The organism is Streptomyces sp. NPDC029044, from assembly GCF_040637495.1.
Taxonomy (GTDB): domain Bacteria; phylum Actinomycetota; class Actinomycetes; order Streptomycetales; family Streptomycetaceae; genus Streptomyces.
Genome location: NZ_JBEZWN010000098.1, coordinates 1 through 20,922, shown reverse-complemented (window position 1 = coordinate 20,922; position 20,922 = coordinate 1). Strand labels below are relative to the sequence as shown.

The window sequence follows — 20,922 nt, the reverse complement described above, 5'->3', positions numbered from 1 at the left end:
GGTGCGGCCGGAGTTGGAGTACCAGGTGCCCGCGCCGTCGGTGCAGTGACCGGCGGTCAGGAAGTACTCGGTGCCGTTGCTGGCACGGACGTTGACCCCGCCCCGGGGTGGCGGCCCCTACGCCGGGGCCAGCACCTCCCGCACGAAGGCGTTGGCGAACTTTCCCTCCGGGTCCAGCTCCCGCGTCAGCCGCCGGAAGTCGCCGAGCCGGGGATACAGCCCGCGCAGGGCGGGTGCCGGCACCGCGAACACCTTCCCCCAGTGCGGCCGCGCCCCGAAGGGCTCCAGCGCCTCTTCGACCCGCCGGACCGCCGGCAGCACCGCCTGTGCGTCCTCGACCCAGGTGAAGTGCACCGCGACGGTGTCGCGCCCGTAGGACGGGCTCAGCCACTGGTCGTCGCCCGCGACCGTGCGCACCTCGCAGGTCTGAAGGACGGGGGCGACGGTCTCCCGGATGGCGTCGAGCGCGTGCAGCACCTCCACGGCGTGCCCGCGCGGCAGCAGGTACTCCGACTGCAACTCCACCCCGCTGCTCGGGACGAACTCCGCCCGGAAGTGCGGCAGGCGCTGGTGCCACGGCCCCGGCACGCCGAACTGCTCGGTGCAGTTGACCGCGGGCATGCCCGGCACCGGGTGCATCTTCTCCGTGGCGGGAGCGGCCCAGGGGAAGGCGGGCAGCGGCTGGTCGGTGCGCCGCTTGAGCCACACCTGCCGGAAGCCCGGCTCCCGCCAGTCGGTGAACAGGCTGACGCTGTACCCCGTCGCCATCACCGTCTCGAACACGCCGGAGTCCAGCCCCTCCAGCGGCAGTTCCGTGAACACGTGCTGCTCGACCTCGTAGGCCGGCTCCAGGTCCAGGGTGAGTGCGATGACGACGCCGAGCGCACCGAGCGACGTGACGGCGCCGCCGAACCGCTCCTCGTCCCGGCCCACGGTCACCGCCGAGCCGTCGGCCGTGACCAGCTCCACCTCGCGCACGGCCACCGACAGCGGCCCGTTGAGCACCCCCGAGCCGTGGGTGCCGGTCGCGACCGACCCGGCCACCGAGATGTGCGGCAGGGAGGCCATGTTGTGCAGCGCGAGTCCCTGCCCGTGCACCCGGCGGGCCAGTTCCGCGTAGCGCACACCGCCGCCGACCCGGACCGTCCGGGCCGCCGTGTCGACGTCCACCTCCGGGGGCAGGCCGGCCAGCGACAGCAGGACGCCCTCGGGGCCCGGTTCGGCGATCTCGTTGAACGAGTGCCCGCTGCCCAGCACCCGCACCCGGTCGCCGGCCCCGACGAGCGCGCGCAGTGCGGCGAGCGAGCCGGGCCGGTGCATTTCCTTGGCCGCGTAGGTGATGTTGCCCGCCCAGTTGGTCACGGTCTCGTTCATCCACGTCGTCCTTCCCCGAGGCAGCGGGGACCGGGACGTCCCCGCCGGAACCTACCCCGGCCCCGCCGTCCATTGCCGCCGCCGCCCGGCTCGGCCTACGGTGGGGCACCGTAGAGAGCGGTTTCTACCACATCGCTTTTCCCCGTCCGCCGCTCCACACCCGCTTCCCCCGTGTCCGCCGAGCCGGAAGGTCACCTCCTTGAGCCAGCGCCCCCAGGCCCTGTTCGCCATGGCCGCCGAGAACGTGCCGCAGGTCTTCCCGCCCGAGGTGCTGGCGCGGCTGCGCACGTCCGTGGACATCGAACCGGGCCTCGTGGCCGAGGACTTCGCCGATCCGCGCGTCCTCGACGCGCTGGCACGGGCCGAGATCCTGGTGACCGGCTGGGGGTGCCCCCGGCTCGACGAGACGGTCCTCGACGCCGCGCCCCGGCTGCGGGCGGTGCTGCACTCGGCCGGATCCGTGAAGTCCTTCGCCACCCACGCCCTGCGCGAGCGCGGCATCGCCGTGTCCTCGGCGGCCGTCGCCAACGCGCTGCCGGTCGCCGAATACACGCTCGCCATGATCCTGCTCGCCGGGAAGGACGTCCTCGCCGCCCGCGAGCGGATGCGCGCCACCCGCGCCTGTGCCGGCTGGGGCGTCATCCCCGGCATCGGCAACTACGGCCGCCGGGTCGGCGTCATCGGCGCCTCCCGCATCGGCCGCCGCGTCCTCGAACTGCTCCGCCCCTTCGACCTGCGGCCCGTCCTCAGCGACCCGTACGTCGACGAACGCCGGGCCGCGACGCTGGGCGTCCCCCTGCTGCCCCTGGACGACCTGCTGCGCACGTCCGGCATCGTCACCGTCCACGCCCCGGAAACGCCCGAGACCCACCGCATGATCGGCCGCCGTGAGCTGGCCCTGATGCCTGACGGGGCAGTACTGATCAACACCGCGCGCGGCGCGCTGGTCGACCACGACGCCCTCGTGGCGGAGCTGCGCACCGGGCGCCTGACCGCGATCCTCGACGTCACCGACCCGGAGCCGCTCCCCGCCGACTCGCCCCTCCACGACCTGCCCGGCGCCTTCGTCACCCCGCACCTGGCCGGCTCCCAGGGCAACGAGCTGGCCCGGCTCGGCCTGACGGTCGCCGAGGAGGCGGAACGGCTGCTGGCCGGGGAGGAGCCGGCATACGCGGTCGACTGGGCGGTGCTGGAACGCGAAGCCTGACCCACGCGCCCCGGCAAACCGCCGTGAATGGGGCATTCCGTCGGCTCGGGGGGACCCGGTACCGGTCGCGTACACCGATGGGCATACCGTGAGGAGTCGTACGTCCGAACCGGGAGGAGAGTCGGGATGGGCAGCCGTACCACGCTGGTCGAGGATCTGATGGAGCGGTTCCCGCACGTGCCGCGGGAGGCCGTCTTCAAGGAGGACCTGCTCCGCGGCGGCGTCGCCTTCGACCCGTCCGCGCTCAGCGACAACGAGGGCGGAGAGGTCAAGCCGAAGTCGTACTTCATCTTCTCCTTCGACCACGGCACCCTGCCCGAGCTGGGCGAGGCCGCGCTGCGCCGCCCGCCGGAGGAGATCATCCTCACCGGCGGCCCGTACGACCTGCGCCGCACCGTCGTCTCGGTGCGGGTGAACCCGTCCTCGCCGTACCGCGTCGCGGCGAACGAGGACGGCGTGCTCGGCCTCTACCTCGACGGCAAGCGGATCTCCGACGTCGGCGTGCCGCCGATGCCCGAGTACTACCGGCACACCCTCGCCAGCGGGAAGTCGGTCATGGAGGTCGCCCCGACCATCCAGTGGGGCTACCTGATCTACCTGACCGTCTTCCGGGTCTGCCAGTACTTCGGCGCCAAGGAGGAGTGCCAGTACTGCGACATCAACCACAACTGGCGCCAGCACAAGGCGGCCGGGCGGCCCTACACGGGCGTGAAGGACGTCGACGAGGTCCTGGAGGCGCTGGACATCATCAACCGGTACGACACCGCGAAGGCGTCGACCGCGTACACGCTCACCGGCGGCGCCATCACCTCCAAGCTCCAGGGCCGCGACGAGGCCGACTTCTACGGTATGTACGCCAAGGCCATCGAGGAGCACTTCCCGGGCCGCTGGATCGGCAAGGTCGTCGCGCAGGCGCTGCCCAAGGACGACGTGCAGCGCTTCAAGGACTACGGCGTGCAGATCTACCACCCCAACTACGAGGTGTGGGACCGCCGTCTGTTCGAGCTGTACTGCCCGGGCAAGGAGCGGTACGTCGGCCGCGACGAGTGGCACAAGCGCATCCTCGACTCGGCCGAGATCTTCGGCGCCCGCAACGTCATCCCCAACTTCGTGGCCGGCGTGGAGATGGCGGCGCCCTCCGGTTTCACGACCGTCGACGAGGCCATCGCGTCCACCACCGAGGGGCTGCGCTTCTTCATGTCGCACGGCATCACGCCCCGCTTCACCACGTGGTGCCCGGAGCCCACGACGCCGCTCGGCAAGGCCAACCCGCAGGGCGCGCCGCTGGAGTACCACATCCGCCTGCTCCAGGCCTACCGGCAGACCATGGAGGACTTCGGCCTCTCCTCGCCCCCCGGCTACGGCCCGCCCGGCGCCGGCAACGCGGTCTTCTCCGTCAGCTCCTTCATGGACAGCCTGCCGGCCGACGAGCCGACCGCCGTCTGATAACAGTTCGATGACGTCGTCGCCCGGGACGACAGGGCATTGAGTCACAGGGCGGCCGCCCCCGTATGACACTCCGAGGCCGGAGCCATGGGGGTGCGGCCGCCCTGTCCTGATATCTGAACAGGGCGCTTGTCAGTTGTGCAGGAGGCGTGAAAAGCTCTTGCACTGCCGCGAGGTTCCCCCCAACTCCAATGCCGATGTGGTGAGTTGACCTCGCCTGTCCACGCAGGAGACTCATGCCCGACCTGCCGACCCCTCAGGACGCCTCCGAGGCCGCGCTGTTCTCCGAGTGCTGGGACGCGGTCCTCGCGTACGCGGACCTGTGCACGTCCGGTTCCACGGCCGCCGCCCAACTGGGCCGTGAGGCGTTCGCACACGGCATTCGCGAGGCCCGCGCCGCCGACACCGGCCCGGCCCGCGGCACCGGCCGCCGCCCGGCCCGGCTGCCCCGCATACCCCTGCTGCTGACCTCCGTGCGCACCACCGCCGCGGCCTGGGAGGAAGAGGGGCAGGGCCACAAACTCGACCCCGACCTGCGCCTGTGGCTCAACTCGGACAACGCCGCCCGCTACACCGGCCCGCCCCTCCAGCGCCCGCTCGCGCTGCGCGGGCTGCGCGACCTCCAGCAGGCGGACGCCGAACTGCTGTGGTTCACCGAGGTGGAGGCGCTGCCCCTGCCCCTGGTCGCCGGCCGCCTGGGCCTCGACCCGGCCGGCGCCGCCGAGGAACTCCAGCAGGTGCGCACCCTGTTCCGGGACCGCTGCCACCGCAACCACCTCGACACGCCGATGGACGCCCGGTGCCGCAGCTACGCCCGGCTGCTGGACGCCGTCACCCGCTCCTCCGCCGCCGAGACCCCCGGCGACCTCTCCCGGCACCTGGCCACCTGCGTGCAGTGCGCCGAGGCCGCCGCCTGCCTGCGCCCGCACGGCGGAGCCCTGCCCGGGGCGCTGGCCGGCGGTGTGATCGGCTGGGGCGGCCTCGCCTACCTGGAGCGCCGCCGCCGGGCCGCCGAGGTACGGCTCGGCGCCGGCCGGCCCGGCTCCGCGGACAAGGCGGCCGGAGCACCGGAGGACGGGGAGCAGAAGGCGCGCGTCGCCCGCAACAGCCTCCTCGTCGCCGCGGTCCTGGTCTCCGTGCTGGCCCTCGGCGTCTCACTGATGCCCTTCGGCGGCGGAGGCGACGACCTCGGCGCGCCCGGTGGCGCCGACCGCCAGCCGGTGGCAGACCCCGCGCCGCCCCTGCCGTCCGCCCCGTCCCTGCCGCCCGCGACCTCGAAGCCGGCCGAACGGGCCACCCAGGGCACGAAGCAGCCGGAGAAGTCCGGCAAGCCCGAGGGCAAGAACCGCCACACCGAACCGCAGGGCACCTCCTCGCCCACCGCCCGGACCGAACCCGGCGAGAGCACGGACCCCGTCTGCCGGGTCGAGTACGACCTGGTCAACCAGTGGCCCGACGGTTTCCAAGCCACCGTCACCGTCACCAGCACCGAGTCCCTCGACTCCTGGCGCGTCGCCTGGTCCTTCCGGGACGGCCAGCGGGTCGGCCAGATCTGGGACGCCTCGGTCTCCCAGGACGGCTCCCGCGTCACCGCCACCGCCGCCGACTACAACAAGTCGGTACCCGCGGGTGGCGACCTGGCCTTCGGCTTCATCTCCTCGTGGCGCGGCAAGAACTCACCGCCGTACGACTTCGAGCTGAACGGCCATGCCTGCGCGAAGAGCGGCTGACCGGCTCCCGTCAGACGGCGAGCGGCACCTGCTCGCCCTCTTCCGCACCCTGGTACCGGGCCCAGATCTGGTTCAGCTCATGCTGGTAGTAGAGCGGGAACAACACGATCACGATGGCGAGGATGAGGCCGATCCAGGGATTGCAGCTCCGCTGCATCCCGGCCGACTGCTGCATCCGGGCAATGCGTGCACCGGTGTTGTAGACCGACACGAAGGGCGGAACGAGCACCAGCCAGCCGAGGGTGACGGCCACCACGGACATCCCCGGATTGACCTCGATCCGTGAATCGAATTCCCGGGCCTCGCGGTTCACTTTGTAGTACCAGACCAGGCTGTAGATGCCCAGTGTGATCAGCGGCCAGATCAGCCACACGAGAAAGATGTTGCGGGTCTTGCCTGCGCGACCTGACATGCTGCACCTCCCGTGATTCCAGTGCACCACGTCCGGCCACCACGTGCGCGTCGTGCGCGCCGGGCCGGGAAGCCGTCCCCCGACGGCCCCGCGAGGGCGGGCTTAATTCCGTGGCGCCCGACGGGCGTACGCCCCTATGGTGGGGGCGAATCGCGCGGCGGCCCGTTGCTGCCGCCGTCGGCTGTGTGACGAGCAGGAGGTGTGATCGATGGCTGTCTCTGAGATGGGCGCTGCCCGCATCCGGAAGTTCATCAAGTCCACCTCCGTGGCCTCCGGCTGACCTCATGCCCTCAGCGCCTCCGAGCGCTGTGCCGGGGCCACCCTTGTGAAGGGTCACCCCTTGTCTTTCTCTTCTCTCCCGGGTTCGTCCTCGTCCGCCTCGCATCCTCTTGAGCCCTACGGCTGGGACGCGGACTGGGCGACCGAGTTCGCCCCGTACGAGGCCGAAGGCCTGCTGCCCGGCCGGGTCGTCCGGGTCGACCGCGGGCAGTGCGACGTCGTCACCGCCGACGGGCCGCTGCGGGCCGACACCGCGTTCGTCACCCCGCACGACCCCCTGCGCGTCGTCTGCACCGGCGACTGGGTCGCCGTCGAACCCGGCGGCAACCCGCGCTACGTCCGCACCTACCTGCCGCGGCGCACCGCCTTCGTCCGCTCCACCTCCTCCCAGCGGTCCGAGGGGCAGATCCTCGCGGCCAACGTCGACCACGCCGTCATCGCCGTGTCCCTCGCGGTCGAGCTGGACCTCGGCCGCATCGAGCGCTTCCTCGCGCTCGCCTGGGAATCCGGGGCCCAGCCCGTCGTCGTACTCACCAAGGCCGACCTCGTGCCGGACGCCGTGACCCTCTCGTACCTCGTCCAGGACGTGGAGACGAGCGCGCCCGGTGTGCCGGTCGTGCCCGTCAGCTCCCTCGGCGGGGACGGGCTCGACGTGGTCGCCGCGCTCGTCGGCGGGGGGACGTCCGTCCTGCTCGGGCAGTCCGGCGCGGGCAAGTCGACCCTCGCCAACGCGCTGCTCGGCGAGGACGTCATGGACGTCCAGGCCACCCGGGACGTCGACGGCAAGGGCCGCCACACCACGACCACCCGCAACCTGCTCGCCCTGCCGGGCGGCGGTGTCCTGATCGACACCCCCGGCCTGCGCGGCGTCGGCCTGTGGGACGCCGGGACCGGCGTTTCGCAGGTGTTCTCCGAGATCGCGGAGCTGGCCGAGCGCTGCCGCTTCCACGACTGCGCCCACGAGGCCGAACCGGGCTGCGCCGTACTGGCCGCCATCGACACCGGTGAGCTGCCGGAGCGGCGGCTTCAGAGCTACCGCAAGCTCCAGCGGGAGAACCAGCGCATCGTCGCCAAGACCGACGCCCGGCTCCGGGCCGAGATCCGCAAGGACTGGAAGCGGAAGGGGGCGATGGGCAAGGCCGCGATGGAGGCCAAGCGGGGAGCACACTGGCGCTCCTGACCGCTCCCCGTCCCACCACCCGGCCACCGGTCCGACCGCGGTGTCCGATTTCCGCCAGCGACCACCCGGCCGACAGCGGAGACTGGACGGGTGATGGACCAGGGAACGGACGAAGACACCAGGTACGAGGCCGTACGCGGCCGCGACGCCCGTTTCGACGGCGTGTTCTTCTTCGCCGTCGAAACGACCGGCATCTACTGCCGGCCGAGCTGCCCCGCGGTCACCCCGAAGCGGGCCAACGTACGGTTCTTCGCCACGGCCGCCGCCGCGCAGGGCTCGGGTTTCCGGGCCTGCCGGCGGTGCCGCCCGGACGCCGTGCCCGGCTCCGCCGAGTGGAACGTCCGGGCGGACGTGGTGGGCCGGGCCGTGCGGCTGATCGCCGACGGCGTGGTCGACCGGGAGGGCGTCGCCGGGCTCGCCGGACGCCTCGGCTACAGCGCCCGGCAGGTGCAGCGGCAACTCACCGCCGAACTCGGCGCCGGTCCCGTCGCCCTCGCCCGGGCCCAGCGGGCCCACACCGCACGCGTCCTGGTGCAGACCACCGAGCTGCCGATCACCGAGATCGCGTTCGCGTCGGGCTTCGCCAGCGTGCGGCAGTTCAACGACACGATCCGGGCCGTGTACGCGTCGACCCCGAGCGAACTGCGCGCCGCCGCGCCGAAGGTCGGCCGGGGCCGCCGCGCGGCCACCCCGAACGCCGGCATCCCGCTCCGGCTCGCCCACCGTGGCCCCTACCAGGCCGGATTCGTCTTCGACCTGCTGGAACGCGAGGCCGTACCCGGCATCGAAGACGTGAGCGGCCCGCCCGGCGCCCGCACCTACCGGCGCACCCTCCGCCTCCCGTACGGCACGGGCATCGTCGCCGTCGACGAACGCCCGGGCGCCGCCCGGACCGGGGCGGGCGCCCACCCGGGCGGCTGGCTCGACGCCCGGCTGCACCTCACCGACCCGCGCGACCTCACCACCGCCGTCCAGCGGCTGCGGCGGCTGTTCGACCTCGACGCCGACCCCTACGCCGTCGACGAGCGCCTCGCCGCCGACCCGCGGCTCGCACCCCTGGTCCGCGCCCGGCCCGGGCTGCGCTCACCGGGCACCGCCGACCCGCAGGAACTCGCGGTGCGCGCGCTGACCGGCCGCACGGAAGCGGAACGGCTCGTACGCCGCTACGGCAAGGCCCTCGACGCCCCCTGCGGCAGCCTCACCCACCTCTTCCCCGAGCCGGCCGCCCTCTCCGGGGCCGAACCCGGCGGCACCCTCGGCGCGCTCACCGCCGCCCTCGCCGACCACGCCGTACGGCTCGACGCGGGCGCCGACCGGGACGACGCGCGAGCCGCCCTCGGTGCCGTGCCCGGCCTGGACGCCCGTACGGTGGCCGAGATCCGCACCCGCGCGCTCGGCGACCCGGACGTGGCGCCGCCCGGCCTCGACGCACCCGACAGCTGGCGCCCCTGGCGCTCGTACGCCGTGAACCACCTGCGCGCAGCAGGGGAGTGGGAGTTCTGATGACCGACCCGACCTACTGGACGAGTGTGACCGGCCCCCTCGGGCCGCTGCTCCTCACGGCCGCCCCGACCGGCGAGCTGACCTCGCTGTCCGTGCCCGGTCAGAAGGGCGGACGCGAGGTGCGGGACGACTGGCGGCGCGACCCCGGGCCCTTCCGGGAGGCCGAGGAGCAGCTCGCCGCCTACTTCGCCGGGGAACTGAAGGAGTTCCGGCTGGCCTGGCGGACCGCGGGCACCGCCTTCCGCGAGAGGGTCTGGGCCGCGCTGGACGACATTCCCTACGGCTCGACCGCAACCTACGGCGAGATCGCCGCGCGCATCGGAGCGCCCCGGGCGGCCGTGCGGGCCGTCGGCGGCGCGATCGGCGCGAATCCGCTGCTGGTGGTCCGCCCGTGCCACCGGGTGATCGGGGCGGACGGCGCGCTGACCGGCTATGCGGGGGGTCTGGACCGCAAGGTGCGGCTGCTGACGCACGAGGGTGTGCTGCCCGCGTAGGACAACGGACCGGGGGGCTCACCCCCAGAAGACCGCGCCCACCCAGGCCGCCGCGATCAGCTGGCAGGTGAACAGTTCGGCCAGGATGCCGGAGCCGCCCGCGCGCATGACCGTGCGCAGGGCGGCGACCGCGTCCGCGTGACGGCCGAGCCGGACCCGTTCGAAGAGGTACACACCGGCGAGGAATCCCGGGATCGCACCCAGCACGGGGACCAGGACGAATCCGAGCAGGGAACCGGCTCCGGCGCAGGCCAGCATGCGGCGGGTGGTGGCGTTCATCCGCAGCCGACGGGGCGGCAACGACCAGCGGACGGCCTGGGAGACGAGCAGCAGCACCGTGGCCCCGACCAGCACCCACCAGGCGACGGGCTGCGGATCCTTCAGCGCCCACCACATGACCGCGGCCCACACCAGCAACGATCCCGGCATGGCGGGCAGCAGCACTCCGCACAGCCCGAGCAGGATGACCAGCCCGACCAGCAGGAGGTCCCACACTCCCATCTGACCAGCCTGCCGGAACAGGCGAGAACGCGCAGGTCAGAAGCGTGTCAAGGGCTCAGACCCGCAGGTCAGCCGCCCGCCGCCGGCCGGGCCCGCGTTTTCGTATGACCGTTCTACGGCTCACTCGACGTGCCGTTCACGGTCCCGCGACGGGCCGGTTTTTTCCACAAGCCCCGTTTTCATCCGGCTCGTGCGGTGGACAATCAGGGCATGAGTCAGCAGGGGGGAAGGCCCACCGGTCACGAGGACGACTGGTGGAGGGAGTTGTACGACGACTCCACCGACGACACGGGCCCCACACCGGCACGCGATTCCCTCGACGACCGGTTCGCGTCGGCGTCGGGAGCCGTGCGGGACGGGGCGGGGGAGCGGACCCGGCACCCGGACCGGCCGGCAGGACGGACCTCCGGCGCGGAGCCGACCGTTCCGGCGCCCCGGACGGGAGCCGACGACGTATCGGGCACACCCCGCCCGACCGGCCGGCCCCCGCAGCGCGCCCCCTGGGAGCCGCCGCCGGCCCGGCCCCCCGGCCCCACGAGTTTCCCGACCGCGGCGAAGCCCCCGGGACACACCGGGCAGCCACCCGGCCCCGCCCCCGTGGCGGGACGCCCGGGCGGCGCAGCCCCGCCGACCGCTCCCCGTACGCCGTCGGACGCGAGCCCGTCGGAAGCCGACTCAGCCAGACTCTCGGGCGCGGGGCAAAGCGGCGAGCCATGGCCTTCGCCCGGCCGGCGCGGGCCGTCGGACGCGCCCCCGGGCGTCGTGAGCCGGTCGGCCGCCGGCCCGGGCGGGTCTTCGGGCGCGAGGACGGGTGGCGGGCCCGCGCCCTCACCTGGTCCGGGTGGCGCTTCGGACGGCCCCCCGGGCGTCGTGAGCCGGTCGGCTGCCGACTCCGGTAGGCCTCCGGACGCGGGGACGGGTGGTGGGCCCGCGCCTGCGGCTGTCCCTCCTGAGCCGTCGGGCGGGCGCCCGGGTGTCGCGAGTGCGTCGGCTGCGGGGCCGGGTGGGTCTTCGGGCGCGGGGACGGGTGGCGGGCCCACGCGTCCGGCCGTCCCTCCAGCGCCCTCGGGCGCCGTACCCCCTCCTGCTGCCGGTCCCAGCGGGCCCACGGGTGAGCGGCCCGGTGATGTGCCTCCGCCCTCGGCCGGTCCGCGTACGCCCCAGGCGAGCCCCGGGCAGCCCCCCGCCCCGGCCATGCCCGGTACACGGCCGGCTCCGGTCCCCCCGCCCCCCACCACCCCGCCGGCCTGGCCGGCCGCGGACTCACCCGGGGACCCCACACCTCCGGCTCCGGCCGACCGGCCACCCGTCCCGCCGCGCCCCGCCGCGCCGCCCGCGGCCCCCGCCGACCAGCCGCCCGAGCCGCCGGGTACGCCCGTCACCGACCCCCCGCCCGACGGGCCCGGCTCCCGGATCGAGCGTCCCGTGCCCGCCCCCGGGGCCCGTGGTCACGTCGGCACCCGGCCGCCCACCTACGACGCCGAACCCACCGCCCTCCCGGCCGCCGACCCGGACGATCTCGACGACCTCGTGGCGGACACCGTGCTGGACGGAGCCCGGTACGGGGCCTGCACGCTGCGGGCCGTTTCCGTGCGGGGGGACTCCGCGCGGTACCGGGGCGAGCCCCGCCGGGACGCGCTGCTCACCGCCCGGTTCGGCACGGGAGCGCACGCGCTGCTGCTCGTGGCCATGGCGACCGGGGCCAGGGCGACGCCGGGCGCACACCGGGCCGCCGCCGAGGCCTGTCACTGGATCGGGCGGGCCGTCGGCCGCAGCCACGCACGGCTCGTCGAGGACATAAGGGACGGCCGCCGCGGCGACCTGAAGTCCGGGCTGCACCGCCTCACCGACCGCAGCCTCGGCAAGCTCCGGGCCAGCGCCTCCGAGCAGGGCGTCGACCCCGGCGAGTACGCGGCCAGCCTGCGCTGCCTGCTGCTGTCGGCCGACCCCGGGTGCCGTACGCGGGTGTTCTTCGGAGTCGGACCGGGCGGGCTGTTCCGGCTGCGGGAGGGCGAGTGGCAGGACATCGAGCCGCAGGTCGCCGAGGTCAAGGGCGAACCCGTCCTGGGCTTCGGCTCGCCGCCCTCCGAGACGCCCGAGGGCGACCGGCTCACCATGGACCTGGGCATCCCGACCCCGCCCAGTCCCTACGAACCGGCCCCGGAGCCGCCCCGCGAGCCGTTCCGCTTCCGGACCTCCGTCGCCCGCCCGGGTGACACGCTCCTGATGTGCAGCGGCGGCCTCGCCGAGCCCCTGCGCGGCGAGCCCGAGCTGGGTGAGTACCTCGCCGAGCGGTGGTCCCGCCCCGACCCGCCCGGCCTCGCCGCGTTCCTCGCCGATTCCCAAGTACGGGTCAAGGGATATGCAGACGACCGTACGGCAGCCGCGGTGTGGGAGGCGTGAGCGCTGCCCGTGTGACTTGATGGAACCCGGAGGGATCCCAGGAGACCGAAGGGGCAGACCAGAACCATGGCCAAACAGAACGTCGCGGAACAGTTCGTCGACATCCTGACCCGCGCCGGAGTCAAACGCCTCTACGGCGTCGTCGGCGACAGCCTCAACCCCGTCGTCGACGCCGTCCGCCGCAACTCCGCCATCGACTGGATCCACGTCCGGCACGAGGAGACCGCCGCCTTCGCCGCCAGTGCCGAGGCGCAGATCACCGGCGGGCTCGCAGCCTGCGCCGGCTCCTGCGGCCCCGGCAACCTCCACCTCATCAACGGCCTCTACGACGCCCACCGCTCCATGGCCCCGGTCCTCGCCCTCGCCTCGCACATCCCCTCCAGCGAGATCGGCCTCGGCTACTTCCAGGAGACCCACCCCGACCGGCTGTTCGCCGAGTGCAGCCACTACAGCGAGATGATCTCCAGCCCGCAGCAGATGCCGCGGCTGCTCCAGACCGCCATCCAGAACGCCGTCGGCCGCAGCGGCGTCAGCGTCGTCACCCTGCCCGGCGACATCGCCGACCTGCCCGCCCCCGAGAAGGCCGCCGAGACCGCCCTCGTCACATCCCGGCCCTCGGTCCGCCCCGGAGACGCCGAGATCGACCGGCTCGTCGAGATGATCGACGAGGCCGGCAAGGTCACCCTCTTCTGCGGCAGCGGCACCGCCGGCGCGCACGCCGAGGTCATGGAGTTCGCCGGGAAGATCAAGTCCCCGGTCGGGCACGCCCTGCGCGGCAAGGAATGGATCCAGTACGACAACCCGTACGACGTCGGCATGAGCGGACTGCTCGGGTACGGCGCCGCCTACGAGGCCACCCACGAGTGCGACCTGCTGATCCTGCTCGGCACCGACTTCCCCTACAACGCCTTCCTCCCCGACGACGTCAAGATCGCCCAGGTCGACGTCCGGCCCGAACATCTCGGCCGCCGCTCGAAACTGGACCTCGCGGTGTGGGGCGACGTACGGGAGACGCTGCGCTGCCTTATCCCGCGGGTGAAGGAGAAGAAGAACCGCCGCTTTCTCGACCGGATGCTGAAGAAGCACGCCGACGCACTGGAAGGGGTCGTGAAGGCGTACACGCGCAAGGTCGAGAAGCACACGCCGGTCCACCCGGAGTACGTGGCGTCCGTGCTCGACGAAGTGGCGGCCGACGACGCGGTGTTCACCGTCGACACCGGCATGTGCAACGTCTGGGCCGCCCGCTACATCTCACCCAACGGCCGTCGCCGCGTCATCGGTTCCTTCTCCCACGGCTCGATGGCGAACGCCCTGCCCATGGCGATCGGCGCCCAGTTCACCGACCGCAAGCGGCAGGTCGTGTCGATGTCCGGGGACGGCGGCTTCTCGATGCTGATGGGCGACTTCCTGACGCTGGTGCAGTACGACCTGCCCGTGAAGGTCGTTCTGTTCAACAACTCCTCCCTCGGCATGGTCGAGTTGGAGATGCTGGTCGCCGGTCTCCCGTCGCACGGCACCGCCAACAAGAACCCCGACTTCGCCGCCGTCGCCCGCGCCTGTGGTGCGTACGGGGTGCGCGTCGAGAAGCCCAAGGACCTCGCCGGAGCCCTCAAGGACGCCTTCAAGCACAAGGGGCCGGCCCTCGTCGACGTCGTCACCGACCCCAACGCGCTGTCCATCCCGCCCAAGATCAAGGCCGAGATGGTGACCGGCTTCGCCCTGTCGGCCTCGAAGATCGTGCTCGACGGCGGGGTCGGCCGCATGGTGCAGATGGCCCGCTCCAACCTGCGCAACGTGCCCCGGTTCTAGCTGTAGGGCGCCCACTGGCGCGCGGAGGTGTCGTACGTGTAGCGGGGCAGGCCCTTGATGCCGCTGGTCCGGAACGGGCGGCCGGCGTCGTCGATCCGGACCGTCCCCGTGCGGCCCTGGGAGGACCAGTCCAGCTCCAGGTACCAGCGGCAGTCGCATCCTTGCGTCCTGGCGTTGACCAGCAGCACCTCGGGGTCGCGCGCGGAAACCTTGTAGGGCAGTCGCACCGCCGGGATCGGCGTGCCCGCGTCGCTCCCGGCGACCGCGCGGGCGATGGGGCGGTCCTTGTCCAGGTTCACGTCGAAGGAGCGCGGGGTGACCGAACCGCCGCAGCCCTGGTCCATGGCGTACGCGTTGCCCGGCGCGGGCGCCGAACGCCCCACCACGCGCACGCGCAGCGCCTCCAGCACGACCGCGGTGTCGGTGCGTCCCTGCACGGACAGCCGCACGAGCGTCTCGCCGCCGTGCACCGCGTTGTGCGCGGCGGCCCACACGCCGGCGTCCTGCGGGACCGGCGGCGGTGCCACTTGCCCGGGCGGCCGGGCGACGACGTAGTCGTGACCGCAGCCGAGCTTCCAGGCCTGGGAGTCGGCCGACCAGGTGAGGGGGACGACCCGGCCGGCCGCGCCGGCGGGCGGGGTGGTGCGGGCCGACGGGGACGGGGAGGGCTTCCTCTTCGGAGTGGCTGAGGGCGAGGGCGGCTCGGCGGTGGGAGAGCTGCCGCTCGGGGTGGGGGACGCGCTCTCGCGGTCCGGGGCTCGTGACCCCGCCGTACCGGACGGGGTCGGGTCTGCCGACGGGGCACGGTCGTCGGCGGACGCACGCCGCCCGTCCGGCAGTGCGGCGAGGCTCCCGAGTAACGCCAGCACCGCGCAGGCGGCTGCCAGCCCGACCGTGACGCGTCCGCGGCGGTACCAGGGGTGGCGGGGGAGGGGGGACGCGTCCGCAGGCCTGTCGACAGGGGCGTCCACCGTGGTGGTTTCGGTAGCCGTGTTCTCGGTGGCGGTGCCCGTGTCCGTGCCCACCGTGGCGGTGTCCGTAACCGTGTCCTTCGTGGGGGTGCCCGCATCCGCACCCACCGTGCCGGTGCCCGCATCCGCATCCACCATGCCGGTGCCCGTATCCGTGACGACCGCGGAGGTGTCCGCCTCCGCCTCCGCAGTGCCGGCCGTGCTGGCCGTGCTCGCCGTGCGAGGCCGCTGTCGCGCCGCCACCGCCCGGAGCCAGCGGCGGTGCAGCTCCAGTCGTTCCTCCGGCGACGCCCCGCACAGGGCGGCGAAGCGCTCCACTGGCGCGAAGTCGAGCGGGACCGCCTCGCCCGCGCAGTAGCGGTGCAGCGTCGAGGTGTTCATGGCCAGGCGCCGGGCCAGTGAACCGTAACTGCGGTCCGTGCGCTCCTTCAGCGTCCTCAGCAGCGCCGCGAACTCCTCGACGTCGTCGACGTCGTCCTGTGCCGACACCGTTCCCCCGTCCTCTCAGCTCGTCCCGGCCCGGAACGGCATCCCAGGCACCCCATGTACCTGCACGTCAGAGGGGCTGGGATGGTTCCACCGTGCCGGATCGGATGCCGGGTGTTGCATCCGTACGGCGGGACCGCTGATGCTTCTGGTGTCGCACCGAGCAGGTCCGGGCCGACCAGCCGGCCTCGCCGCGGCATTCACGTCCACGCACTCATCCACGGGGGAACACCCATGTCCAAGCGCATCCGAACGAGCGCTCTCACCGCACTCGCCGTCGCCGCCCTCGCGGCGGGCACGGTCCTCACGGCACCGGCTGCCGGCGCCGCGCCGAAGGCCGCCGGGCCCAAGTTCCTGTCGGCGAACCAGCTGCCGCCGCACCCGACGTCGTCCTGGACCGCCGGCCCGGTCACCGAGGGGTTCCCGGACGGCCTCGGCTGCGTGGACACGGAGGGCGTGCTCTCCTACGACTACCGGCACCGGGAGTTCCGGACCGACCTGGACACCAGCGCCGTGCAGCTGACCGTCGTGGCGGACACGGCCGCCCTGGCCAAGGCCCTGGCGAAGCACTACGACGACCTGATCCGCACCTGTGCCGAGCGGATCGAGAGGAACGACCCCGACGTCAGGGCCGAGGGCCGGGACTACGGTTCGCTGCCGGTCGAGGAGGGCGCCCGCGTCCGCGGCCTGCACACCGAGACCTCCTGGGGCGCCACGGACATCTCGCTGCTGTCCGTCGGACGGGACGGCCGGACCGTCACCGTCGTGTCCTGGGGTCAGATGGGCGACTTCGGGGACGCCCCCGTAGGCGCCTTCAAGAAGACGACGACCACCGCCGTCAACAAGCTGTACTGACCGCGCCTCCGCCGGAAGACCGGGGCCGTCCTCCCGCCACGGGGGTGGGGGAGGACGGCCCCGTACGCGTCCCGGAGCCCGTCAGGACCGTCGTACTTCGGCCAACTTCACCGCTGCGCCGCGGACTCCGGCGCACTGCCCCACCCCTTCACCGTGTACGCAGGGAGCGGCAGCCGGCCGTCGGCCCATCGTCCGATCTCCGGCGGTCAGGATCCGTCCGGGGACGATGACCGGCTACCCTCTTGTCCCCTTCCGCTCCGTTGCCGTACCGCTCGGCGCCCCGCCGCCCGGGCCGCCCGCGCCGTTCCGGTGGCCGAACACCGGTCGTCGACGATCCGGCATGACTGCCGCGTTCGCGATGGGGCATGGATCCCCGTGAACGTGTTCGAGCAGGAGGGGAACCGACATCGGCGCGCGGGCGGGGGTCATGGAGAGGCAGGCACGACGAGGCGGTCCCATAGCGATCGGGGGCTTCTCGGCGAAGACGGTGGAGGACGGGGCCGACGACGTCACGGAGCGGGAACCGGCACCGCAGTTGCGGCGCAGACTCGGGCGGGCGGACCTGCGGGCCGTCCCGGAAGCCCGCAGGGCGCTGCGGGAGCTGCTGGGGCAATGGGGGAAGCAGGGGCAGTCGGACGTGGCGGAGCTGCTCACCAGCGAGCTCGTCACCAACGCGATCGTCCACACCGACCACGACGCGCTCCTCACGGCCACCGTCGGACCCCGCGGACTGCGGGTGGAGGTACGGGACTTCGTGGCCCGCAGGCCGCGACTGCGCCGACCGGTCGCCGACGACGGCACGAACGGCAGGGGCCTGTTCCTGGTGCAGTCCCTCGCGGACGCCTGGGGAGTCCGGCCGCACGGCGTGGGCAAGGCCGTCTGGTTCGAACTGGAGGCGGGGGCGGCGTGAACGCCGAAGGGGCGCGGCCCGCAGGCCACGCCCCCTCGTCGCGTCGGTGCGGCCGGATCAGCCGAACTGCTGCTCCAGGTCCTTGAGCTTGCGCTCCAGGGAGTCCAGACGCGGCAGCGCCATGGTGTCGTCCTCCGCGGTGAGGTCGACGGTCACCGGGTCAGCTCCTTTGCGCACCGGCTGAAGGGAGGGACGCGAGCGCACGGGCAGGGGCTCCGGCGCGGATATGGCAGGCTCCGCGGTGACCTGCGAGGAGCCACGCTCCACCTGCACCTCCAGCTGCCGTCCGGCACCCCGGCCGAAGTGACCGCGGTGACCGCGGCTGATCGCCTTCAGCTGGGCCCGCTCCACACGCTGCTGGTCGCGCCGCCGCTGCCGGGCCTCTTCCTTCTTGCGCTTGTCGTCGCGCACCTCGTCGACGGCCTCGTCCAGGCTGCGCACACCCTCAAGGAGCATCAGCGACCAGGCGCGGTAGGTCTCCCGGGGGGCCCGCAGCCAGCGCACCATGCGGATCTGCGGCAGCGGGCGGGGCACCAGGCCCTGCTCCCGCAGGGCGGCCCGGCGGGTCTGCTTCAGCGCGCGGTCGAAGAGCACCGCCGCCGACAGGGACATGCCCGCGAAGAAGTGGGGGGCACCCGCGTGGCCGACGCCCCGGGGCGCGTGCACCCAGTTGAACCAGGCCGCGGCGAAGGCGAACGTCCAGACCAGTATCCGGGAGCCGAGCGCGGCGTCACCGTGGCTGGCCTCGCGCACCGCGAGGACGGAGCAGAACATCGCCGCGCCGTCCAGGCCGAACGGGACGAGGTACTGCCAGCCGCCGGACAGTCCGAGGTTCTGCTCGCCGAAGCCGACCAGGCCGTGGAAGGAGAGCAGGGCGGCGACGGCCGCACAGCAGAACAACAGGAGATAGGAGAGGGTGCCGTAGACGGCTTCCTTGCGTCTGCGGCGTTCCTCGCTGCGCTCCCAGGAGTCGTCCGCGCTCGTGTCCTTGACCGAGGAGCGCTTGCCGCGCGCGAGCACCGCCACCGCCGCCAGCATGCCCAGGAGAAGCACGGCGCCCGGAAGCAGCCAGTTCAGCGATATGTCGGTCAGTCTCATCTGGGTGGTCCCTTGCATTGGGATAGGGCGTAACGCCCGCCATAGTGGCCCAATCCCATCGGCCCTCAGGGGGTTTCGGGGCAAGAGGCCGCCAAGGAAGTGCAAGGGATTGTTCAGGGCGGCGTTCTGCTCGAACTGCCGCTTGAGGGGCGGGAGTTGAGTTCGAACAAGACTACCCGTACGAGTGGTTCCCCGGAAAGTTCCCGTGACGCGTGAGGAAGTTGTGAATCGCCTGGGGGCGTGTGGGTGTCCAGTATCGCGATGATCTTACGGGACGACGGGACGGATCGGCGCCGCGCCTACGTCAACTGGCCGTGGCCAGCAGCTTGGTGACCCGTTCCGCGTCGCAGGTGCGCGGGCACGTGGCGCAGGTGTCCTCCGGGCGCAGCGTGTAGAACATGCAGCAGCTCGCGCGGTCCCGGGTGAGCAGCGGCTCGCCGCCGGGGCCGGTCAGCTCCCGGAACGCCGCCGTGCCGACGTACGGCTTGGTCGCGCCCGGCAGGAGCAGTTCCAGCTCGCGCATCGCGCGCCGCTCCTCGATCTCGCCGAGCAACTGGGCGATGTACCAGACGCCTTCGACGATCTCGTCCGTCGCCATGCCCCACAGGGCCCGGCCGCGGCGCCGCATCCGGGGGCCGAAACCGGCCAGGACCGGCTCCAGGTGCTCGGCGACCGCCGACCGCACCTCGGCCCGCAGTGCTTCCTCGTCGGGGACGACCCGGGCGCCGGGCAGTGCGGCCGCCTCGTCGCCGGGCAGGCAGGCGAAGCCGGCGGGGCGGACGGCCAGGTGCCCGAGGGCGTGACCCGGGGCGGTGCGGTCGTACGAGACGTGTGTCACGGGGTAGCGGGGGACCCGGCGGTGCAGGAACCACGGCACGGTGATCAGCAGGCAGGCGGGCCAGGCGTAGCGGTGCAGGCCGAAGGTGGCGACGACGTCGGGGCGGGCCTGCCGGCCGTAGTCCCGCTGGACCTGGTCCACGTCCCACGCCAGGTAGCGGTCGAGGGCGGGTCCCGCGGCCGCGAGGTCGGCGACCGAGGTCCAGCCGCCGCCGCGCGGGGTCTCCTCCGCGGGGTCCAGTTCGGTGACGGCCAGCCCCGGGAGGGCCTCGGCCAGGCGTGCGTAGGCGCCGGAGACGGCCGAAAGGGGCGCAGGCATGTGATCACCGATCCGTCGGAGTGAAACGGGGCTCTTGAAGGTAAGCCTAACCTTACTAGTGATCTCCGGAAACCCGATCGGGATTTGAACTGGGGGCCGGGGCGCTTATGGTGCTTGACGGACGAGTAACAACCCGCCGTAATGACCCCAAGTACCGATACGTCCGAAGGAGGACCCGTGAGGCAGGGAGCGCAGGGCTCCGCGGACACGGGCACTCCGTGGGCGGCGACGGCTTCGCCGGCAGCGGCCGGACCGGCGGAACCGGCCGGGTCCGCGCCGGTGCCGCAGCAGGCCGGGGCCGTGCGGGGGGAGCACACGCACAGTGAGCCGCCCGCACCGGCTGTTCCGGTCGGGCCGCGGGCGCGGCCGGTGGTCCAGCGGGCCTCGGTGCGCGGTCAGATCCTGGACGCCCTGCGGGCGGCGCTGGTGGCGGGGGATCTGCGGCCGGGCGAGGTCTACTCGGCGCCGGTGCTCGGCGAGCGGTTCGGGGTCTCGGCGACACCGGTCCGGGAGGCCATGCAGCAACTGGCCCTCGAAGGGGCCGTCGAGGTCGTGCCGAACCGCGGGTTCCGGGTGGTCGAACGGGGCGTGCGGGATCTGGCCGAACTGGCCGAGGTCCGGGCGCTGATCGAAGTCCCGGTGATGCTGCGGCTGGCCCGAACCGTGCCCGCCGAGCGCTGGGCCGAGATGCGGCCTCTCGCCGAGGCGACGGTCCGCGCGGCGTCCACCGGCTGCCGCGCGACCTACGCGGAGTCCGACCGGGGCTTCCACCGGGCCGTGCTCTCCCTCTCGGGCAACGAGCAGCTGGTGCAGATCGCGGACGACCTGCACCGCAGGGCGCAGTGGCCGCTGGTCGGCGGTGGACCGGGGTGCCGGGGGCGGGCCGACCTGGTCGCGGACGCGCACGAGCACACGGCGTTGCTGGACGCGCTGGTCGCACGGGACCTGGACGTGGTGCGGGCGCTGGTGGGCGAGCACTTCGCGGGTGCGACCGGGGCCGGCGCCTGACCGTTGGGTGGTGGGTCGGGGCCGCGCCGGGGGGTGTCCGTCCTCGGAACGTCGCGATGGGCTTGGACGCCGACTGACTGTGCGTTGACGCGACAACCGC

Annotated in this window: 17 protein-coding genes and 1 pseudogene; 11 read left to right on the top strand and 7 right to left on the bottom strand. The window is 73.2% G+C overall.

What is annotated here, in order from left to right; all coding sequences use genetic code 11:
- Nucleotides 1-99: pseudogene (locus AB0E85_RS37755) on the bottom strand (serine protease); the annotation flags it as partial.
- An 18-nt stretch (nucleotides 100-117) separates the two neighbouring features.
- Nucleotides 118-1,374, bottom strand: a complete 1,257-nt coding sequence (locus tag AB0E85_RS37750) for a D-arabinono-1,4-lactone oxidase (protein ID WP_361937159.1) — start codon at nucleotides 1,372-1,374, stop codon at nucleotides 118-120.
- 199 nt (nucleotides 1,375-1,573) lie between these two features.
- Here AB0E85_RS37750 and AB0E85_RS37745 point away from each other — a divergent pair, with 199 nt between their 5' ends.
- The 3 genes from AB0E85_RS37745 to AB0E85_RS37735 all read left to right on the top strand — a co-directional run bounded on the left by AB0E85_RS37745 (nucleotide 1,574) and on the right by AB0E85_RS37735 (nucleotide 5,757).
- Complete coding sequence (locus AB0E85_RS37745; RefSeq protein WP_361937157.1) at nucleotides 1,574-2,581, top strand: hydroxyacid dehydrogenase; 1,008 nt, start codon at nucleotides 1,574-1,576, stop codon at nucleotides 2,579-2,581.
- 126 nt (nucleotides 2,582-2,707) lie between these two features.
- Complete coding sequence (locus AB0E85_RS37740; RefSeq protein WP_361937155.1) at nucleotides 2,708-4,027, top strand: radical SAM protein; 1,320 nt, start codon at nucleotides 2,708-2,710, stop codon at nucleotides 4,025-4,027.
- Between the two features lie 236 nt (nucleotides 4,028-4,263).
- On the top strand, nucleotides 4,264-5,757 hold the full coding sequence (locus AB0E85_RS37735) for a cellulose-binding domain-containing protein (protein WP_361937152.1): 1,494 nt from the start codon (nucleotides 4,264-4,266) through the stop codon (nucleotides 5,755-5,757).
- A 10-nt stretch (nucleotides 5,758-5,767) separates the two neighbouring features.
- Here AB0E85_RS37735 and AB0E85_RS37730 read toward each other — a convergent pair whose 3' ends face one another.
- A complete protein-coding gene (locus tag AB0E85_RS37730; protein WP_361937150.1) occupies nucleotides 5,768-6,169 on the bottom strand; it encodes a DUF4234 domain-containing protein in 402 nt (133 codons plus the stop codon).
- A gap of 340 nt (nucleotides 6,170-6,509) precedes the next feature.
- Here AB0E85_RS37730 and rsgA point away from each other — a divergent pair, with 340 nt between their 5' ends.
- From rsgA to AB0E85_RS37715, 3 genes are all read left to right on the top strand, one after another.
- Nucleotides 6,510-7,628, top strand: a complete 1,119-nt coding sequence (gene rsgA, locus AB0E85_RS37725) for a ribosome small subunit-dependent GTPase A (protein ID WP_361937148.1) — start codon at nucleotides 6,510-6,512, stop codon at nucleotides 7,626-7,628.
- Between the two features lie 93 nt (nucleotides 7,629-7,721).
- Nucleotides 7,722-9,131 (top strand): AlkA N-terminal domain-containing protein, encoded by a 1,410-nt coding sequence (locus AB0E85_RS37720; protein ID WP_361937146.1) that lies wholly within the window; start codon nucleotides 7,722-7,724, stop codon nucleotides 9,129-9,131.
- Complete coding sequence (locus AB0E85_RS37715) at nucleotides 9,131-9,625, top strand: methylated-DNA--[protein]-cysteine S-methyltransferase (protein ID WP_361937144.1); 495 nt, start codon at nucleotides 9,131-9,133, stop codon at nucleotides 9,623-9,625. The genes AB0E85_RS37720 and AB0E85_RS37715 overlap by 1 nt, the downstream gene beginning before the upstream one ends.
- Nucleotides 9,626-9,643: 18 nt before the next feature.
- Here AB0E85_RS37715 and AB0E85_RS37710 read toward each other — a convergent pair whose 3' ends face one another.
- Nucleotides 9,644-10,126, bottom strand: coding sequence for a DUF456 domain-containing protein (locus tag AB0E85_RS37710; protein ID WP_033306691.1), 483 nt, complete (start codon nucleotides 10,124-10,126; stop codon nucleotides 9,644-9,646).
- A 1,425-nt stretch (nucleotides 10,127-11,551) separates the two neighbouring features.
- Here AB0E85_RS37710 and AB0E85_RS37705 point away from each other — a divergent pair.
- Nucleotides 11,552-12,529 (top strand): protein phosphatase 2C domain-containing protein, encoded by a 978-nt coding sequence (locus AB0E85_RS37705; protein ID WP_361937141.1) that lies wholly within the window; start codon nucleotides 11,552-11,554, stop codon nucleotides 12,527-12,529.
- A gap of 66 nt (nucleotides 12,530-12,595) precedes the next feature.
- A complete protein-coding gene (locus AB0E85_RS37700; RefSeq protein ID WP_361937139.1) occupies nucleotides 12,596-14,338 on the top strand; it encodes a pyruvate dehydrogenase in 1,743 nt (580 codons plus the stop codon).
- Here AB0E85_RS37700 and AB0E85_RS37695 read toward each other — a convergent pair.
- Nucleotides 14,335-15,798, bottom strand: coding sequence for a helix-turn-helix domain-containing protein (locus tag AB0E85_RS37695; RefSeq protein WP_361937137.1), 1,464 nt, complete (start codon nucleotides 15,796-15,798; stop codon nucleotides 14,335-14,337). The genes AB0E85_RS37700 and AB0E85_RS37695 overlap by 4 nt on opposite strands.
- Nucleotides 15,799-16,029: 231 nt before the next feature.
- Here AB0E85_RS37695 and AB0E85_RS37690 point away from each other — a divergent pair, with 231 nt between their 5' ends.
- Nucleotides 16,030-16,650, top strand: coding sequence for a hypothetical protein (locus tag AB0E85_RS37690; protein WP_361937135.1), 621 nt, complete (start codon nucleotides 16,030-16,032; stop codon nucleotides 16,648-16,650).
- Nucleotides 16,651-17,077: 427 nt separating this feature from the next.
- Complete coding sequence (locus AB0E85_RS37685; protein WP_361937133.1) at nucleotides 17,078-17,560, top strand: ATP-binding protein; 483 nt, start codon at nucleotides 17,078-17,080, stop codon at nucleotides 17,558-17,560.
- A gap of 57 nt (nucleotides 17,561-17,617) precedes the next feature.
- On the opposite strand, the gene AB0E85_RS37680 is transcribed toward AB0E85_RS37685, so the two are convergent.
- Both AB0E85_RS37680 and AB0E85_RS37675 read right to left on the bottom strand, forming a co-directional pair.
- Nucleotides 17,618-18,658 carry a DUF2637 domain-containing protein gene (locus tag AB0E85_RS37680; RefSeq protein ID WP_361937131.1) on the bottom strand — a complete coding sequence of 347 codons (1,041 nt, stop codon included), beginning with the start codon at nucleotides 18,656-18,658 and terminating at the stop codon, nucleotides 17,618-17,620.
- Nucleotides 18,659-18,962: 304 nt separating this feature from the next.
- The gene (locus AB0E85_RS37675; RefSeq protein ID WP_361937129.1) at nucleotides 18,963-19,814 is read right to left on the bottom strand and encodes a (2Fe-2S)-binding protein; all 852 of its coding nucleotides are present in this window, start codon (nucleotides 19,812-19,814) and stop codon (nucleotides 18,963-18,965) included.
- 177 nt (nucleotides 19,815-19,991) lie between these two features.
- Between AB0E85_RS37675 and AB0E85_RS37670 the strand changes: the two genes are divergently transcribed.
- The gene (locus AB0E85_RS37670; RefSeq protein ID WP_361937127.1) at nucleotides 19,992-20,822 is read left to right on the top strand and encodes a GntR family transcriptional regulator; all 831 of its coding nucleotides are present in this window, start codon (nucleotides 19,992-19,994) and stop codon (nucleotides 20,820-20,822) included.
- Nucleotides 20,823-20,922: the final 100 nt, after the last annotated feature.

Bases quoted from the DNA above. Each gene is read 5' to 3' on its own strand.
- AB0E85_RS37750 (WP_361937159.1), bottom strand. From the start codon at position 1,374: ATGAACGAGACCGTGACCAACTGGGCGGGCAACATCACCTACGCGGCC.
- AB0E85_RS37740 (WP_361937155.1), top strand. From the start codon at position 2,708: ATGGGCAGCCGTACCACGCTGGTCGAGGATCTGATGGAGCGGTTCCCG.
- AB0E85_RS37735 (WP_361937152.1), top strand. From the start codon at position 4,264: ATGCCCGACCTGCCGACCCCTCAGGACGCCTCCGAGGCCGCGCTGTTC.
- AB0E85_RS37730 (WP_361937150.1), bottom strand. From the start codon at position 6,169: ATGTCAGGTCGCGCAGGCAAGACCCGCAACATCTTTCTCGTGTGGCTG.
- AB0E85_RS37720 (WP_361937146.1), top strand. From the start codon at position 7,722: ATGGACCAGGGAACGGACGAAGACACCAGGTACGAGGCCGTACGCGGC.
- AB0E85_RS37715 (WP_361937144.1), top strand. From the start codon at position 9,131: ATGACCGACCCGACCTACTGGACGAGTGTGACCGGCCCCCTCGGGCCG.
- AB0E85_RS37710 (WP_033306691.1), bottom strand. From the start codon at position 10,126: ATGGGAGTGTGGGACCTCCTGCTGGTCGGGCTGGTCATCCTGCTCGGG.
- AB0E85_RS37700 (WP_361937139.1), top strand. From the start codon at position 12,596: ATGGCCAAACAGAACGTCGCGGAACAGTTCGTCGACATCCTGACCCGC.
- AB0E85_RS37690 (WP_361937135.1), top strand. From the start codon at position 16,030: ATGTCCAAGCGCATCCGAACGAGCGCTCTCACCGCACTCGCCGTCGCC.
- AB0E85_RS37685 (WP_361937133.1), top strand. From the start codon at position 17,078: ATGGAGAGGCAGGCACGACGAGGCGGTCCCATAGCGATCGGGGGCTTC.
- AB0E85_RS37680 (WP_361937131.1), bottom strand. From the start codon at position 18,658: ATGAGACTGACCGACATATCGCTGAACTGGCTGCTTCCGGGCGCCGTG.
- AB0E85_RS37675 (WP_361937129.1), bottom strand. From the start codon at position 19,814: ATGCCTGCGCCCCTTTCGGCCGTCTCCGGCGCCTACGCACGCCTGGCC.